This window comes from Streptomyces sp. NPDC013457 (genome assembly GCF_043089925.1).
Lineage (GTDB): Bacteria > Actinomycetota > Actinomycetes > Streptomycetales > Streptomycetaceae > Streptomyces.
The window spans coordinates 1-16,540 of sequence record NZ_JBICBL010000016.1; the positions used below are offsets into that span (position 1 = coordinate 1).

Genomic DNA, 16,540 nt, shown 5'->3' on the forward strand with positions numbered 1-16,540 from the left:
AGCGGGTACCACAGCGCTGCGCGCTGTGCAAGCGAACGCCCCCCGCTTCGCGGGGGGCGTTGAGCGGTCCGCTGCGCTCCCCGCTCGCCACGGCTGCGCCGTGGCCGGCTTCCTTCGCTGCGCTTCGGAAGCCTGGGGGCAGGCCGCTGCGCGGCCTGGAGGGCATCCGCTGCGCTCCCGCCCGGGATGGTGAGGCCGCTTGGTTGCGTGGGGGAGCGTCTGATGGGGGTTCAGGTTCGCAAGCGAACTTGAAGAGGGGGTGGGTCCGCTGCGCTCCCCCACCCCCTAGGTGGTTCCTTCCGGCTGCGCCTCCAGGACCTTTAGGCCCACTGCGTGGGCCTGGCTGGTTAGAAGGGCGGTTCCTGAGGGAAGCGGGCGAGTTTCTCCGGGTTCCACGTCTCAGGCGGGTAGGCGTCTCTCGGCCTGGGGTTTGTGGAGGCAGCAAGGGTCGTCATCCTGGAAAGCCGATGCCAGTACTCGGGACTGTCGCCCTCACCCAACTCGGTGAGGATCGCGGTGAGCTGGGATCCACGCCAATGCAGGATCCGGAAACCCTTCATGTCGAGGGTTCCGCCGTTATCCAGCCAGGTATGCACACACCCGCCTATGTCCGCATCCACCAGGACAAGGTCAAACCCTGCCCGATCCTGACCCGCAAGACCACGAGGGAAGGGTGCAGGGCTGTGCTCATCCCACAGTAGTCGCACAGCGGCTATGACATTCGATTCATGATTCATCCCCATGATCATGAATCAAACCGGCGAAGAAGCACTCGCGATTTATCCACCCACCTCCGCGCACGCTGTCAGGCTTCCGCTTCGCTCCAGCCTGGCGAAGCGGGTCCGCTGCGCTCCCCCGCCTGACGGTCCTTCCGGCTGCGCCTTCAGGACCTTGGGGCCCGCTGTCGCGGGCCTGGCTGGCTACGGAGGGTGCCCGGGGGCGGCTATTCGATGTGTCCGGTGGTTGGGTCCACCTGCTTCAAGAAGTCCCGCGCTGACGACCGCAGTTCCGGCTCGCTCAAGGCTCTGGCCGGCTGCACGGCCGAGGTGAAGCCGTATCCGGGGTTGGGGCCTGACAGCCAGGTGAAGTCGTATGTACCCAACTCGTCGGGTCGCCCGGTGACCTCGAACGCTTCCCCGTCGACCATCAGTGTCAACCGTCGTGTGCTGCGTCTGTCCATGACTGGCCAGTATGCCGGGATCCTGCCATCGCTCGTCGTGTGGTGCTTCAGGGGAACGTGCCCCTCAAGGTGATGCAGCATGTAATGTTGGAGGAATACATCAACACCCTCAGAGTGCTGCGAGTGAGGCTTCACGATGTTTGTCTACGAATATCTTCCCTATGAGCTGGCTCGCCTCGATGTGCTGGGCAAAGCCACGCGCCTGGACCTGAACCAGGTCATGGAGCGCGTACGTCTCGCTGCGATACGCGAGACTCTCGCGAGCGCTGGACCGGATGAACCACACGCCCTGAGCGAGGCTTGGATCGCCTTCTTCCAGCACAGCCAATGGCGGCGGATCGCCCGTGTGATGGCTGAGCAGCGGATGTCTGTGTACGAGCCCTCGGACGACCGGCGCGCAGTCCGTTACGAAGACGAGCGCCTGCAGCGCCTTGAGAAGGACTGTGCCGATGCCGGGCAGACCGACGGTCAGGACCCCGTCGAAAGGCTCAGGCACCGCGTCTACCGGATCACAGCACGCCCGGCTGCCGCCCTCGCAGGAGAGCAGCCCCTGGTCCGCCACTACTTCGCCGGCTCAGAAGCCGCCGCCGTCGAGCACGCCCAGCGCTCGTTCAGCCGCCAGAGCGGAACGAACGAGAACGGCGGATACCGGATCGTCTCCGCCGAGCAGATCCTTCCCCAGCCGGGAGAGTACTTTTGATCAAGCTCCGAGAACACCAGATGGACCAGAAATCTGCATTCCGGAAATGGATCGGATTCCCTGCAAGATCATCTGTGCCTTCCGAGGGTGCCCGAGGCACCATCGTGTCAGCGACCGGGTCGGGCAAGACGATCACGGCCGCCGCGTGCGCGCTGGAGTCGTTCGCGCACGGCCGGATCCTCGTGACGGTCCCGACCCTGGACCTCCTCGCCCAGACGGCCCAGGCGTGGCGGGCGGTGGGCCACCAGGCCCCGATGGTCGCGGTGTGCTCGCTGGAGAGCGACGCGGTCCTGGGCTCGCTCGGAGTGCGGACCACCACGAACCCGATCCAGCTCGCTCTGTGGGCGGGGTCCGGGCCTGTGGTCGTGCTCGCCACGTACGCCTCTCTCGTGGACCGTGAGGACATCGACGCTCCCGAGGGCCAGCGGAAGGTTCGCGGGCCGCTGGAGGCCGCCCTGGCGGGCGGGGAGCGCCTCTACGGACAGCAGATGGCCCCGTTCGACCTCGCGATCGTGGATGAGGCGCACGGAACCGCTGGTGATCTTGGTCGTCCGTGGGCGGCGATCCACGACAACGCCCGGATCCCGGCGGACTTCCGGCTCTACCTGACCGCCACCCCGCGCATCCTCGCCGCTCCCCAGCCTCGAAAGGGCGCGGACGGCCAGGAGGTGGCGCTGGCGACCATGGCCGACGACCCGAACGGGACCTACGGCCCATGGCTCGCGGAGCTCGGCCTGAGCGAGGCGATCGAGCGTGAGATCCTCGCCGGTTTCGAGATCGACGTCCTGGAGATCCGCGACCCCTCCCCCGTTCTCGGGGAGTCAGAGGAAGCGCGGCGGGGCCGGCGCCTGGCGCTGCTGCAGACCGCGCTCCTGGAGCACGCCGCCGCCTGGAACCTGCGCACCGTCATGACGTTCCACCAGAAGGTCGAGGAAGCCGCCGCGTTCGCGGAGAAGCTGCCCGAGACGGCGGCCGAGCTGTATGCCGGCGAGGTCTCGGGCGAGGACCTGGCCAAGGCGGAGAAGCTGCCCGCGTCTTCGATCGACGCGGAGTTCTACGAGCTCGAGGCCGGCCGCCACGTACCCCCGGACCGGGTGTGGTCGGCATGGCTGTGCGGCGACCACCTCGTGTCAGAGAGACGCGAGGTGCTGCGCCAGTTCGCAGGCGGCATCGACGCCGCGGGCCGGCGGGTCCACCGGGCGTTCCTCGCAAGCTGTCGTGTGCTCGGTGAGGGTGTCGACATCACCGGCGAACGGGGAGTCGAGGCCATCTGCTTCGCCGACACCCGCGGCTCCCAGATCGAGATCGTCCAGAACATCGGCCGCGCACTCCGCTTGAACCGCGACGGCTCCACGAAGGTCGCCCGCATCATCGTGCCCGTGTTCCTGGAGCCCGGCGAAGACCCGACCGACATGGTCGCCTCCGCCAGCTTCAAGCCGCTCGTGGCCGTCCTCCAGGGCCTGCGCTCGCACGACGAACGACTCGTCGAGCAGCTCGCTTCCCGCGCGCTCACGAGCGGGAAGCGCAAGGTGCACGTCAGACGGGATGAGGAGGGGCGGATCGTCGGGGCCGGCGGCAACGGTGACGGCGAGGACCAGGAGGACGGCACGCAGGCCGCCGCCGAAGCGGCCCTGCTCCACTTCTCCAGCCCCCGTGACGCGGCGACCATCGCCGCGTTCCTGCGCACCCGGGTCTACCGACCGGAGTCGCTGGTGTGGCTGGAGGGCTACCAAGCCCTGCTGCGGTGGCGGAAGGAGAACGAGATCACCGGGCTCTACGCCGTTCCGTATGACATCGAGGTCGAGGTCGGCGTCACCAAGGACTTCCCGCTTGGCCGGTGGGTGCACCAGCAGCGGAAGGCGCAGCGGGCCGGGGAGCTGGAGGAACGGCGCAAGACACTGCTCGACGTGCCGGAGGCCGGGATGGTCTGGGAGCCGGGCGAGGAAGCCTGGGAGAACAAACTCGCTGTCCTGCGCTCCTACCGGCGGGCCATGGGACACCTCGCCCCGCGTCAGGACGCGATGTGGGGCGAGGACGAAGCGATGGTGCCGGTCGGACAACACATGGCCAACCTCCGCCGCAAAGGTGGTCTGGGCAAGGATGCGGAGCGGGCCGCCGTACGCGCGCAGCAGCTGACCGCCGTCGACGAGGACTGGAACTGCCCGTGGCCCCTGGACTGGCAGCGCCACTACCGCGTCCTCGCCGACCTCGCCAGCGACGAAGCCGGCGGCGTCCTGCCGGCCATCGAACCCGGCGTGCTGTTCGAAGGCGATGATCTGGGCAAGTGGCTGAAGCGGCAGAAGAACCCCGGCACCTGGGCGCAGCTGTCGACCGAACAGCAACAGCGGCTGGTGAAGCTGAGCGTGCAGCCCGACCAGGCCCCGGCAGCCGCACGTGCGACGAAGGGCCCGAGCAATGCACAGCAGGCGTTCCAGCGGGGCCTCGCGGCTCTGACGCAGTGGGTGGAGCGGGAGGGTGACCGCCCCGTCCCGCGCAGCGCGGTCATCGAGGTCGAGGTCGACGGTGAAACGGGGCTGGTGCCCGTGAAGCTGGGCGTATGGATCTCCAACACCAAATCCAGAAGGGACCGGCTGGACACCGACCAGCTCGCCGCCCTCGCGAAGCTCGGCATGAAATGGGCGAAGCCGGTGACGATCCCCCAGACCGCCCCGGACAGCCCCTGACCGCCTTCCAGCACCGTGACCGGCCTCCGGGCCTCTTGAAGTCCGGGGGCCGGTGCTGTGGCCATGGCTCGGCCGATGTTCTGGCAGGTCAGAGGTGCAACGCGGACTCTGCTGCACCCCCGGTGTTGCACCCTGTGCGCCCCGCTTCTGTGATGAGGATCTGTGAAAGCGGCTAGTGCTGCTCTTGGTCCCCCGGTCCATTGGTGTCGGCAAAAAATGGCCGGGGCCGCCCTGCTGTGTCGGCCTCTTCGGGAGTCGTTTGGCGGCCGACCTCGTGAACGATGTCGGCGCTTTGTGATGTCACTCAAGTACTGGGGGCACAGAGCGAGCTGCGGAGTGGGAGTCCTGCGGCACTGCCAGATCGCAGGAGCGGACTGTTCCCGGTTCCCGCCCGCGCTGTCTCGGGTGCGGGTACCGGGCCTTCGCCCGGAACCGGCGTCGTGAAATCATCAAGCGATGACCGAACCGACCAGCGACGACGGCCGCACCTTCCGGCTCGAGAGCGAGCGGGTCGTCAACGAGATCGCCCAGGGGCTCCGCACGTTGGACGCTGGTGTGAGCTGGTTCTCCGGCCTCGCCCCGGCACGCCAGCAGATGGTTCTGCAGGAAGTCGCCGGCTATGCGATGCAGGCGCACATTACAGCCGCGGACGGCCGTGCGGGGGTGGCGCGGTCTGGTGTGAAGCCCACGGCCAACCCCTCGGTAATGATCTGCGTGGACCCGCCCCGCTACGGGTTCGCGGGCCTGCCCTCCGCCGAACACGTCAAGGCGTTCCGGGTCCTCGTTTCCGTGTTCGCCGTTGCTGACACTCGCCGCCGCGAGACGTACTGCAAAGGCGCCTGCGGACATGCATGGCACAACCTACCGGCGGCGACCCAGCAGCCGTAGCATCGGCCATTCCAGCTCCGGCTCGGCCGGCTATCGAACAACCCTTCCCCAGTGACATCCGTCCGCAGATCAGCGCGCTCCGGGCGGGGAGAAATGTGAGCAGCTCCGGGAAACCCCTGAGCACCGACTGGAGAAATTCAGGGCTCTGTCCGCAGTTCCGTGAATGATCTTGCGCATGCAGCGGCAGTCACGTGCAGCGTGTGTGCCGGATGTCAGGTCATGCGGGCGTCTGTGGATCTTCTCGTCCGAGCATCTCGGCGAGGGGAGTCCCGGTTCGTGTCGCAGTACGGGTCGACGGCGGCGAGGACCAGGCGCCGGAGTTCGTCCGGCTCCAGCGCTTCGACCTCCCACTGCACCGGGTGCTCGATGTCGAAGCCGTACCGGCGCGCGAAGGCCGGCCATCTCGGGTCGCCGCGCTTGCCCTCGGACGCGGGTAGCTCGTAGTCGTGGACGACCTGGTCGTAGGTGAGTAGCACCCTGGTCACCGAGCTCCAGCAGGCCCCCCGTTCCACCCAGTCCCGCTCGATGTCCTCGCCCGAGCAGTCGAAGTCGCTGACGACGAGTAGGCGGGCTTCGCGTTGCTCGTGGGCGACGCGGTCGCGGACGACGTCGGCGTAGGACTGGGAGCCGAACCCCCAACGCACCCGGCCAGCCAGCACCCCACACACCAACAAGCCCCCCTCCGAGCGTCAGCACTTGACCTCCCTGCGGCCGGTCCTCAGGGGCAGCGGTGGCCCGGGGCGGGGTGGGCCATCCATACCGCGACATCGGCGACCCGTAGCACGCTGACCGTCTCGGGCAGGCCCGTACTCTGCCGCAGGCCAAGGAGCCGGTGGTGCAGGGCCGCGTCGTCCTCGCGCAGGGCAGTGCGCAGATCGGTCCAGAACGACGGCGGGTGGCCGAGCGCACAGCGCACGACCCGGTCGTAGACCGGCAACAGCCGCGGCCGCTTACGGGCTAAGAAGTCGTTTCTCTTGGTCAGCCGCGCCGGGCATCATGACCACCGGTAGAGGACATTGTGTGAGAGGACGAGTACGGCAGATGTCTGGAGGCGTAACGGCAGCTTTGACGGAGCTGTGGCAGCAGCACTGGCCCAACTGTCCTCCGGTTGGGTACAAGCTCCGCGACCCGTATCAGAATGTCTGGGTGCGCTTCCACAGCCTGCCGGAGTCGAAGCGATACGCAGAGGACGAGAGTGAGTACGCCGTCCTCCTGGGGCGGTACAACACGGTCCTCGATGAGCTGTTCGCTGGTGGGGACGTGTACGTGATCACACCCGTCTGGGCGACCGAAGCCGAGGCTCCGCCGTTCCAGCCTGACGCTGACTACTGGCAGAGCCTGCTGGTGGAGGACGATCCCGACCCGGAGTTCCGCACCTACTGCCATCTCTTCACCGCCCGCCGACCCTGGCGACACGGCTGCCTCGACGAGCTACTGCGTGACATCGCTGACGACAAAGTGGCGGGCACCCTCGTCACCGACACTCAGATGCGCCGCATCCACCACCCCTACGACGGTGGCGCCGACGCCTTCCTCACCACGCCCGAGGAACGCGATCGGATGCGCGATAGGCATGCCGACTGGCTTTCCAGCCATCCGTCGGGTCTCTGATGGATCGGGAACCGCCCTGCCAACGTTGCCGGGTTCAAGGAGTCAGCCGACGGAAACAGATGCGCAGTGCTGCTATGCCGACAAAGGCGAGGAAATGTTCGGCCTTGCGTTCGTAGCGCCGGTGGAGGCGTCGGCAGCCCGCCAGCCAGGACACGGTTCTCTCGACCACCCACCGGTGGCGGCCGAGCCTATGCGAGGACTCGACACCCTTGCGGGCGATGCGGTGACGGATGCCGCACTCGCGGAGCCATCGACGCAGGTGGCCGTAGTCGTATCCCTTGTCGGCATGCAGTTTCGCCGGACGCCGGCGGCGCGGGCCTCGGCGGGAGCGGATGGGCGGGATGCCGCGAACGAGCGGCTCAAGACCCAGGCTGTCGTGCATGTTCGCGCCTTAAATGCCCAGTGACAGCGGTAGTCCGTTCCGGTCAGTGATAAGGTGGATCTTCGACCCCGGCTTGCCGCGATCGGTCGGATTCGGTCCCGTCAAAGGCCCCCTTTTGCAGCCCTGACGCTGACCGAGTCGATCGCGCACCGCGACCAGTCCAGTTCTCCCCGGGCGCCAAGCTCGTCGAGGACAACGCGATAGAGCCGGGCCCAGACGCGAGCGCGGCTCCACTGGGCGAACCGTCGGTAGACCGTGGGCCAAGCCGGGCCGAACACCGGCGGGAGCTGCCGCCAGGTGCAGCCCGTAGTGGCTACGAAGATGATCGCGGCCAGAGCCTCACGGTCACCAGCCCGGCGGCGGCCCCCGCCCTGCGGACGCTTCACCTCGGTCGGCGGCACCACCCGCCGAAACAGCACCCACAACTCATCCGGTACCAGCCGCTCCACAAATCGGTCATGCCTGACCCAACGAACGGTCACGCCATAAGAAACGACGTCTAAGAGCTTCCCGGCGATCACCCACCCAACCTTGTACTGATCCTCTAACAAGCACCAGGCCCGGTACGCCGGCGAGCCGTCCGCGACGACCGAGGCATCGGCGTCGGACAGATCAGTGTCGGAAGGGATGCCTCGCAGCAGTTCGGACAGTTGGGTGCCCAGCGGTCCTTCCAGCAGGTCGAGGGCGACGGGCGGGGGAACGGTCACCGACAGGGTCTGCACCGCCACCAGGTCCTCTGCGGTGAACCGGTCTACGACCTGCCGACGGTCGCCCCCGCCCGCCAGGTGCTCGAACCAGCCCCCCCGTGAACGCTCCGGCACCCGGGGGCAGGCCGATCCCGAAGTAGCGGCGCAGGTCGTCCACCACCCGCTCCGCATCCAGAACGGCGTGCAGGCGCTGCCCCAGCACGGACGGCGCCTCGACTGTGGGAGCAGGCTCCGCGACAAGCTCGTTCATCTCAGATACCTGTGCCCTCATCTGTGTCAGTTGTGGCCGGTGGCGTCGGCTGGGCCGCCCATACCTCGCTGATCAAGGTGAAGGCTGTAGTGAGCATCCCGGCCCCCAGCGTGGGGGCATGACGGAATGAGCCCTCTGGCCGTGGGCGATGCGGTTGCGGAGCTTGCGCCCCTCGTGGAGGAACTCCGTCTGTCGGTCGGTCAGGAGGCCGCTTTTCTTGCCCTGCTTGATGAGGGTGTGGAGCGGCTTCGTGCCGGAGTCAGGGATCTTGGCCCGGAGGACGATCTCCATCGCGATCAGGGCATGCAGGAGGGCCACGGTGGAGAACTCGTAGCAGAAGTAGGAGTGGCGCAGGAGCTCGCGGGAGGTGTGCAGCACCGTCATGCATGTCGGCGTACTGAGTGACGAAGTCATGGGCCCGGGGGTCGGGCACGGGGAACGGCAGGCGCTGATCGACGGCGGCGTTCCACGGCAACGGCATCCGCGTGCCGCTGTCGGCAGACCCCGTCCGGGCAGGTGGCTCCTCCCCGAGGAAGAGCACAGCCAGGGCGATCTGGAGCACGAGCGCTGCCCGGTGCCGGGAAGGCGTGTCGACCAGGTCGTGCAGGACGTTGTTGCGGAGGTTCATCTGCCCCTCGGCGTTGCCCAGCACCGTCCGGAGGACGAGGGGCCACGGCTCGGGGAAGCCGAGTTCATCCAGCTTGTCGAGGAGGGAGCCAAGCTGCTGGACCTGTCCGATGGTCTTCCCTTTCGCATGCGTGATCACCGCGGTGTCGGCTGCCTGGAGTCTGCGGCGCAGCGTGCCTTCGAGGCGCGGCAGCGCCAGGGCCAGGGCCGTGTCGACATCGCCCTCCCAGAACGCCTCGAAGGCGCGGGCGAGACCGCGCATCCGAGGCTCCGGAGCATGCTCCGGGCTGGCGAAGAACGGCACGAGGTCCTCCGCCGTCGGGCGGAACCGGTCGCGGACTCGGTCCAGCTGGGCTTCGACGACCAGACCGTGCACGTCGAGGGCGAAAACGTGCTGCCGAAAGAAGAAGCCCTCTCCTCCGGTGATGTCGCTCCCGACGGTGCGCGTCACGACGGGGCCGTTGGGGTTGATGTACACCGTCGGCAGGGACAGTAGCCCGGACGGCAGGGCCGCGGAGTCACTCATCGTGGGAGGAGTGGTGGCGATGGAGTGAAGTGCGTGCTCCATGCTGTCGGCGGCGTCGATGGCCGCGCTCGCTGCCTCCAGGTAGCCCGCCGGCAGGGGGGCCGGGGTGCCGATGGTGTCCATGGGAAGTTCGTCCCGACCGATCTTCTGCTGTGTTCTGCGCACCTCGTCAAGGGCGTCGGTCAGCCCGCTGTCGCGGGCGTGTCGAGCAGCGTCTTCCATGGCGAGGAGTTTCCGGAGTCCCGTGCTGTTGTCGGCCAGTTCCATACGGGCGCGGTGGATCTGTTCGTCCATGTCGCGGTGCTCATCGGCGCCCACCACGCAGCGGAGTTCCTCGAGGAACTCCACCCGGTAGTGGAACTGGCCCTCTCCGCAGTACTCGTCGACGGCATGCTCGAGCAGGGGGCGCACGGCGGGCTTGTCGTGCGTGCTGACCACGAGCGGGGCGGTCATGAGGCCGAGCACGCCCGGCGACGGGGGCTTCCAGGCGAGCGCGGCCTGGCCGAGAGCGATCATGTCGCCGACGATGTCGGTACGCTCGGGCTGCCGAGTAGCGGCCGCCAGGCCGTAGGCGAGCACCAGGGCGTCCGCTGCAGCAAGTCGGGCCACCTCGGCTTCGAAGGATGCCGCCCCGCCCGGCTCCGGAGGGGGGACGAGCGCCTCCAGGTGTTCCTCGGCCTTCGTCAGCAGCGCACTGGCAGCATCCCGGTAGCTGTGCACCGCGGAGCGGAGGTACTCGATGGGCCGTGTCCCGTGCCGGGCCACCCAGAGCAGGTGGTGAAGCCGGGCCCGGACCAGGGGGTGCGTCGTCTCGGGGGCGTAGGCGGCCCAGGCATCGAAGACCGCGGGCGGCATCTCGCCCACGGCCCTCGAAACCAGGTCACCGTTGTCGTCGGTGCTGCGGAACGGTCCGAGGACGACGTCCCAAGTGCCGTCCAGCAGCCGGAACTCCATGGCCGCCCACAGGGCCGCGAAGTGCTCGTGCTCCTCCTCGCCCGGGTTCGTGTGCGACCAGCCAGCGCGCAGTTCCCGCCCGACCTTGTGCAGTGGTTCGCAGGAGTCGACTCCGCTGTTCACCGCGCTGAGAACTGCTGGCAGAGCATCCATCTCGACTCCTGACTCCAGGTGTAGCGGTCAAACCCTAGGCGACCGTCCTGGCCAGGAACGAGTGGATTGTGAAGCCGGGTGACCTCTTCTGCATCGACGGCGCGGCTTGCCCGATATGGACTTGGGCCTACCCGCTTCTGCTGGAGGCTTGCCCGCGTCAGCCGCGTAGGCAGGAGAGCCAGCTGGTGCCATTCTGCTCGGGCGCGGCCTGGTCCTGCTCAATGTTCGGGCGGGCGCCACAAGCGTCATTCCCGGGCCGCAGGTCGCAGGTCCCGCGCAAGGACGGGTGCGGCTCCAGGACGCTGTTCCAGCCGGCACCCTCTCCGCTTGGCGGACCCGGGCTTCTGCTTCCTCAAGGGCGTCGGCGGCCTGGCGGCAGGGGTTGCCGATCGCCTCCAGGAGCGGCTGGGGTGGCCGCGGTCAGGCGGAGGAACGCCGAGTGGGCCTGGCCGGCACGGTGACCAAGTCCGCGGTTCATCCCGGAGTGCACCCGGGAGCTCTACGACGTCTGTGGAAGGCCGTCCAGCAGATCGCCAGTCCGTACGCGGACACGGCCGTACCGGATGACGATGGTTCGTGTCAGTCGTATGCCGATTCCGGTCAGTTGGGTGCCGAAGGGCTGGGATACCTGGGAGTAGGACGGCAGGCAGTGCGGTCCAGTACTCGGCGGAGGGGGCCGCACATGTCGGGAAGCCATAGCGAGGATCCCGGAGAGGCTCCGATGGCCGTGTTCCCGCTGGCATCGGGGCGTGCGGCGGCGATGCCCCGGCTGCTGGACCTCGACAAGCGTGGAGAGCTGACGACCGCGCATGTGCGCCTGGTGGCACAGGCGTTGGGGAAGTCGGAGCGGACGGTGTGGCGGTGGCTGGCCGCTGCCCGGGAGGATCACCGTCTCGCCCGGGTGGAGTCGTCCCATTTCACGGTCACCGCGGAGGTCCGGCGGCTAATGGCGCTGTGGGGCGGGAACTCACCCACCGCATCAGGCATCTCATCGTCTGCCGCACCGACCGCCTCACCATCGCCCGCCAGAAACAACTACTCGCCCTGCGCGAACGCTGCGGCATCCACCTCACTCTCCTCTGGCACCGGCCGGTCACCATTGCCTTGAGGACGCTCCTCGAACAGACCCCGTACCACCTCATCGAAACCCTCCCGCAGGCCCGTGCTGTCCTGAACCACACGGAACACTCACCGGACGGCACGCGGAGCGCCGGACAGCAAGGGCCCACCGGACCAGCCTCCAGCCTGGACGACGCGCAGTGGATCACCTCCCCGGCATGGCCGGACGGCGTGGTGACAGACCGTCCGAAACGCGCAGGGTGCCCAGGCGCACCCGACCTCACCTCCACGAAGAGCAGCGCACCTCCCGGGCGAGAGCAGAGCCGCACGCCGGTAGACGTCCTTGCCGCCCGGCTGACCACCGTGGCGCACCCCCTGCACGCGACAGCCCTGACCATCCACGCGGTCACCGGGGCAGACCTCAACAGGCTCGCGCTGATCCGCGGCATCGACATCAACGAAACGGCGACCGCCGTCAAAGTACACGACAGCACAGCGCACCGCCGATGCCAGCTCTACGCCCTCCCCACCTGGGCGCGCTGCCTCGTACGCGCCGCAGGCATCCACGGACAGCTCAAGGACCGTGCACCGGACAGTCCGCTCTTCCCCCTCATCACGGCCCAGGGCGGGGAACAACTCCGCCTCACCGCAACAGGAATCCGCTACACACTCGGCCACCACCAGTAGAAAGCGACACCGACGGCCCCCGTCCCAACTGTCAGCACCCAGCCCCTGCCACCGCAGCTCTGACCAGCGACAACACATCTCAGGCTGTACCGACCGGCAACCAAATGACCCGCATCATCACCACAAACGTCAGCACCAAATCGGCATCCCTGACAGCAGCCGAGCCACCCACGACAACCCACTGAACAGCAGAGAGTTCGATACTCACCCACTGACATCACGATGCCGAACCACCACCGACAAAAACCCGCAGATCATCACCCACCTGGGTCGTCCCGAAAGTGCCGGGGGTCGACGACTTCGCCATCCGCCGCGGGCAGCGTTATGGGACCGTCCTCATTGACTGCGAGACTGGCCAGCCCCTCGACCTGCTGACCGGCCGGGACGCCACCACCCTGGCGGGCTGGCTGCGCAAGCATCCCGGCGCCGAGGTCGTCTACCGTGACCGGGCCGGTTCCTACGCCGATGGCGCCCGCACCGGTGCCCCGAACGCGGTCCAGGTGGCCGACCGGTTCCACCTCTGGCAGAACCTCGGCACCGCCGTCGAAGCCAGTACCGGCTCCACAGCACATGCCTCAACACGGCAGCCGCCAGCCCTGACGGCCCGGCAAACGATGGCGACAGTGTGGATGCGACGAAGGCGATGTCGCGGAACGAAACCCGCATCCGAGAGCGGCACGCAACCATCCACGCCCCGCTCGCCCAGGGACACGGCATCCCCGAGATCGCCAGAGAACGACACATCGACGGCAACGCCGTCCGCCGCAACGCCCCCGCGGCAGTCCCCGAACAGCTACTGACCGGCCGGCACCGGCCCCGGCCCAGCCGGCTCGACCCCTACAAACCCCACCTGGACAAACGCTGGGCCGAAGGACACACCAACGCCATCCAGCTGCATGCCGAACTCCACAAACTCGGCTATCGCGGGAGCTACCAAATCATCAGCAACTGCCTTTGGCCAAGGCGCCGGCGCCGCATCCGAGTCGTCCCACCCGCGCAACCGGGAGTCCGCCGGGTCACCGGCTGGATGATGCGGCACCCCGAGCGCCTGGGCCACGAGGAACGTGAGCAGTTCACCGCTGTCCTCGCCCCCTGCCCCCAGCTGAAGGCCCTCCACGCGCACGTCCGCGGTTTCGCGGAGATCCTTCAGAGCCGCTCCGGCCAGCATCTCAAGGACTGGATCACCGCCACCCACTCCGCGAACCTGCCCCGGCTGCACGCGTTCGCCACCGGCCTGGAGAAAGATCAGGACGCCGTCGTACAGGGCCTGAACACCCACCGGAACTCCGGCCCGTCGAGGGTCGCGTCAACCACACCAAGATGATCAAACGCCAGATGTTCGGACGAGCCAAGCTCCCTCTACTCCGCAAACGTGTCCTCCTCGCCGACGGCACAAGGCGGCCATCGTCACCCGCTCTGCCCTTGATAGAACTGCCTCATGAATTCGAACGATGACCGGATCGTGCAGGTCGAGCACCACTTCGGAGTCCGGTTCCCCCAGGACTACCGGGACTTCCTTGGCATGACCGGGAGTCTGAGTCAGTTCGTTCCTCCCGCTGACGACTTCCTGGTGATCACCGCGCTGGACGAACTCATCGACATCAACGAGGCCGGTGAATTCCAGAAACGCTTCCCCGGCGCCCTCGTCATCGGCGGAGACGGAAGCCGCGAGCTGCTTGCCTACGACTTCCGCCAGGACACCCCGCCTCTGGTGACACTCGACGTCTCCGCGGAAGACTGGTCATCGGCCATCCACCAGGCAGCGTCCCTCTCCGCCCTGCTGGATCAGTTCCCTCACACCGGGTGGAAATGGGACGACCCCGATCCCTCGCCCTCCTGACCGCTGCCCCCACGGAATGCGTGCCAGAACCCTCAAGCGAGAGCACTTGTCGGTGGGTTTCGGCATCACGGCGTGATCGAAGAGCGCGTAAATGCCGGTGAGAAGTAAGAGCACCCCCGAGTGGCCAGGGGGGCGATCGTGCGTGCGGAGCCGGCCTCGTTCGTGGCAGGACGACGTCATCTTGATCAGAAAGGGCGATGCCGCGTAGGCGCGCGCCCGAAGGCCGTCCGTGCTGAGCGGTGGCGGCCTCGCAGACACGTTGTAGTTCGGCCGATCCGGGGCGCTTCCACGAAGACTCGTGCAGCTGTCCGCCGCGTCGAGGATGAGCGGATGTGGCCCGGTGCAGTCGCTGACGCGCTCGCCCGGTCCGAGTGGGCGTTCAGGCAACCCGGCCGCTATCTGAAGGCATCCCAGGTCTGGCAGCCCGGACTGGAGGTAGAGATCGCACCAGGCGCCCGACTTCGACTTCACCGCGTATGTCCTGTGGGACAAATTCGCGGGCCTCACCGACCACGACATGTTGGAAGGCGAGTTCGAGCACTCCGATTCGCTCCTGGGTCACCCGGTGGAGGCAGCGCGCGCACGGCTACCGTCATACCTCCGGGAACATGAACACGACCGGGCCAAAAAGCTGATCGCGAAGTGGATCGAGGCGGGTGTCTACCCCTACACCGGTGAGCCGACCGTTCCGGTGGACGTTGCAGAGCTCGAGGCATTCGACTCTGTAGCCACCCTGCAGGGGTCCCGGCAGGCCCGGCGTACCCAGCTGGTGCTCCTCCGTGAAGCGCTGCGCCGCCAGCCCCACGCCATGCCCAAGCTCCTCGACGAGCTGGTCGGGCTGAGCGGGGTGCAGAAGGAGCGCCTGGAGGATCTCGTCGAGCGGACCCCGCCGGCGAACCTCGTCGCGGCGAACGCCCAGGCCGTCGACCGCATCGACTTCCTCGGTCTGCTGCGCACCCTGCTGTTCGCCCCCCAGTCCCGCACCGCGATGCGGGAGGTCGACCAGCTCCACCGCATGCTGGAGAAGGAATTGTGGGTCTACCGCGACGAGTACGCCAGCGCTGTTTCCGAGGTAGGGCTGACCGAGGCACTGGAGCGCGCTCTGGGACGGACTCCCGGTGTGCCCCGCAGCAGGTACGACGCACGGACGGCCGCGGCGGCCACCTGGACCTGACGCTCTCCGCCGTCGCCGGCGCCAGCCAGAACAAACGCCACCTGGTGGTCGAGCTCAAAAGGCCCTCCGTCACCCTGGCAGAGAAAGAGGTAGCGCAGGTCCGCTCCTACGCGTTCACCGTGAGCAAGGACGAGCGCTACACCCATACGCATCCCTCGTCTCTCCACCACCGAGCAGGGGGCAGCCTGCCTGAAGCCCTATCACCATCAACGCCAAACTGATCAGCCCGGGCCAACCCACGCCTGCCGATCAGCAAAACCGCCCCGGACAGACGCCCTGCGGAAGCTGGGCGTGGACTGGGCCTGACACGTGGGCGCGGTCGTGGGCCAAGCGGTGCGGGCTGGTGGGAGATGCTGCGCAGGCGCGGCGTCTGGCGGGGATGGGGCGCGGCCGGGTGGTGGGCGCGAGGGGCTGTGCCTGTGGTGGCGCAGCCCTTCGCTCTGTCTCAGGTGTTGGTCGGCTTGGTGTTCGGCTGCCGGCCTGTGTGCTCGGGTGGGCGGACGCTGTTGCTGTGGCCGTATGGGTTCGCTGGGTTATCGGGTTCGGAAGCGGCGGAAGAGGTTTCGGGCGACGTGCACTCCCGGACCGCCGAAGCCGACGATGTCGACGCGTCCGTCGCCGGTGATGTCGGCGAGGAAGCGGGGGTGGCGGTCGACCCGCCACGCTCCGGCGTCGTCGTTGTAGCCGAAGCCGCGGCACACGAGTTGGGCCTGATCGAACCTGCCGGCTCCGGCGTTGTGCGAGACCCAGACCCCTTCGTCGCCGAATCCGACGATGTCCGGCTTGCCGTCGCCGGTGACGTCGGCGAGGAACCTGAGGTGCTTCCCGCTCGTCCACCCCTGGGCGGTCCCGAAGTCGTTGAGGACGAGTTGTGCGGGCTCGAATGTGCCGTCCCCGCGGCCCCGCGCGACGGCGACGCCGTGCGGGCCGAAGCCGACGATGTCTGCTGCGCCGCCCTCGGTGGTCCTGGTCAGGAACCGGGGGTGATCCTCGGCTGAGGTCCATCCCGCCTCGGCGCCGAAGCTGTCGAGGACGTAGAGAGGTTCGACGAAGGATCCTTCTTCGTCTTGGAGGGAGATCCAGACGCCGTCGTCGTGGCAGCCGACGATGTCGAGCCT

The 16,540-nt window shown here is 67.8% G+C and carries 13 protein-coding genes and 3 pseudogenes; 9 read left to right on the plus strand and 7 right to left on the minus strand.

What is annotated here, in order from left to right; all coding sequences use genetic code 11:
* Nucleotides 1–943: 943 nt before the first annotated feature.
* Nucleotides 944–1,180, minus strand: a complete 237-nt coding sequence (locus ACF1G2_RS32640; protein WP_391801774.1) for a hypothetical protein — start codon at nucleotides 1,178–1,180, stop codon at nucleotides 944–946.
* Nucleotides 1,181–1,316: 136 nt separating this feature from the next.
* Between ACF1G2_RS32640 and ACF1G2_RS32645 the strand changes: the two genes are divergently transcribed.
* The 3 genes from ACF1G2_RS32645 to ACF1G2_RS32655 all read left to right on the plus strand — a co-directional run bounded on the left by ACF1G2_RS32645 (nucleotide 1,317) and on the right by ACF1G2_RS32655 (nucleotide 5,452).
* Complete coding sequence (locus tag ACF1G2_RS32645) at nucleotides 1,317–1,880, plus strand: hypothetical protein (RefSeq protein ID WP_391801775.1); 564 nt, start codon at nucleotides 1,317–1,319, stop codon at nucleotides 1,878–1,880.
* A gap of 20 nt (nucleotides 1,881–1,900) precedes the next feature.
* A complete protein-coding gene (locus ACF1G2_RS32650; protein WP_391801776.1) occupies nucleotides 1,901–4,564 on the plus strand; it encodes a Helicase associated domain protein in 2,664 nt (887 codons plus the stop codon).
* 456 nt (nucleotides 4,565–5,020) lie between these two features.
* Complete coding sequence (locus ACF1G2_RS32655; protein WP_391801777.1) at nucleotides 5,021–5,452, plus strand: DUF5958 family protein; 432 nt, start codon at nucleotides 5,021–5,023, stop codon at nucleotides 5,450–5,452.
* A 212-nt stretch (nucleotides 5,453–5,664) separates the two neighbouring features.
* Here the strand turns inward: ACF1G2_RS32655 and ACF1G2_RS32660 are convergent, their stop codons facing one another.
* Both ACF1G2_RS32660 and ACF1G2_RS32665 read right to left on the minus strand, forming a co-directional pair.
* Nucleotides 5,665–6,096: a hypothetical protein gene (locus tag ACF1G2_RS32660; RefSeq protein WP_391801778.1), complete on the minus strand. Its 432-nt coding sequence runs from the start codon at nucleotides 6,094–6,096 to the stop codon at nucleotides 5,665–5,667.
* Between the two features lie 74 nt (nucleotides 6,097–6,170).
* Nucleotides 6,171–6,434, minus strand: a complete 264-nt coding sequence (locus ACF1G2_RS32665) for a DUF6308 family protein (RefSeq protein WP_391801949.1) — start codon at nucleotides 6,432–6,434, stop codon at nucleotides 6,171–6,173.
* Between the two features lie 164 nt (nucleotides 6,435–6,598).
* Between ACF1G2_RS32665 and ACF1G2_RS32670 the strand changes: the two genes are divergently transcribed.
* Nucleotides 6,599–7,063 carry a hypothetical protein gene (locus ACF1G2_RS32670; RefSeq protein ID WP_391801779.1) on the plus strand — a complete coding sequence of 155 codons (465 nt, stop codon included), beginning with the start codon at nucleotides 6,599–6,601 and terminating at the stop codon, nucleotides 7,061–7,063.
* A 34-nt stretch (nucleotides 7,064–7,097) separates the two neighbouring features.
* Here ACF1G2_RS32670 and ACF1G2_RS32675 read toward each other — a convergent pair.
* The 3 genes and pseudogenes from ACF1G2_RS32675 to ACF1G2_RS32685 form a co-directional block, all read right to left on the minus strand.
* A pseudogene (locus ACF1G2_RS32675) lies at nucleotides 7,098–7,894 on the minus strand (IS5 family transposase).
* 111 nt (nucleotides 7,895–8,005) lie between these two features.
* Nucleotides 8,006–8,323: pseudogene (locus tag ACF1G2_RS32680) on the minus strand (DUF6308 family protein); the annotation flags it as partial.
* A gap of 338 nt (nucleotides 8,324–8,661) precedes the next feature.
* Complete coding sequence (locus tag ACF1G2_RS32685) at nucleotides 8,662–10,662, minus strand: hypothetical protein (protein ID WP_391801780.1); 2,001 nt, start codon at nucleotides 10,660–10,662, stop codon at nucleotides 8,662–8,664.
* Nucleotides 10,663–11,616: 954 nt separating this feature from the next.
* On the opposite strand from ACF1G2_RS32685, the gene ACF1G2_RS32690 reads away from it, so the two are divergent.
* From ACF1G2_RS32690 to ACF1G2_RS32710, 5 genes and pseudogenes are all read left to right on the plus strand, one after another.
* The gene (locus ACF1G2_RS32690) at nucleotides 11,617–12,408 is read left to right on the plus strand and encodes a hypothetical protein (RefSeq protein WP_391801781.1); all 792 of its coding nucleotides are present in this window, start codon (nucleotides 11,617–11,619) and stop codon (nucleotides 12,406–12,408) included.
* Between the two features lie 281 nt (nucleotides 12,409–12,689).
* Nucleotides 12,690–12,950: pseudogene (locus ACF1G2_RS32695) on the plus strand (transposase); the annotation flags it as partial.
* Between the two features lie 83 nt (nucleotides 12,951–13,033).
* Complete coding sequence (locus ACF1G2_RS32700; RefSeq protein ID WP_391801954.1) at nucleotides 13,034–13,732, plus strand: transposase; 699 nt, start codon at nucleotides 13,034–13,036, stop codon at nucleotides 13,730–13,732.
* Nucleotides 13,733–13,846: 114 nt separating this feature from the next.
* Nucleotides 13,847–14,248 (plus strand): SMI1/KNR4 family protein, encoded by a 402-nt coding sequence (locus ACF1G2_RS32705; protein WP_391801782.1) that lies wholly within the window; start codon nucleotides 13,847–13,849, stop codon nucleotides 14,246–14,248.
* Between the two features lie 517 nt (nucleotides 14,249–14,765).
* Entirely contained in the window at nucleotides 14,766–15,422 is a 657-nt protein-coding gene (locus ACF1G2_RS32710) for a hypothetical protein (protein WP_391801783.1), read from the plus strand.
* Nucleotides 15,423–15,955: 533 nt separating this feature from the next.
* On the opposite strand, the gene ACF1G2_RS32715 is transcribed toward ACF1G2_RS32710, so the two are convergent.
* Nucleotides 15,956–16,540 (minus strand): FG-GAP repeat domain-containing protein (locus tag ACF1G2_RS32715; RefSeq protein ID WP_391801784.1); only part of this gene is annotated, 585 nt, incomplete at its 5' end.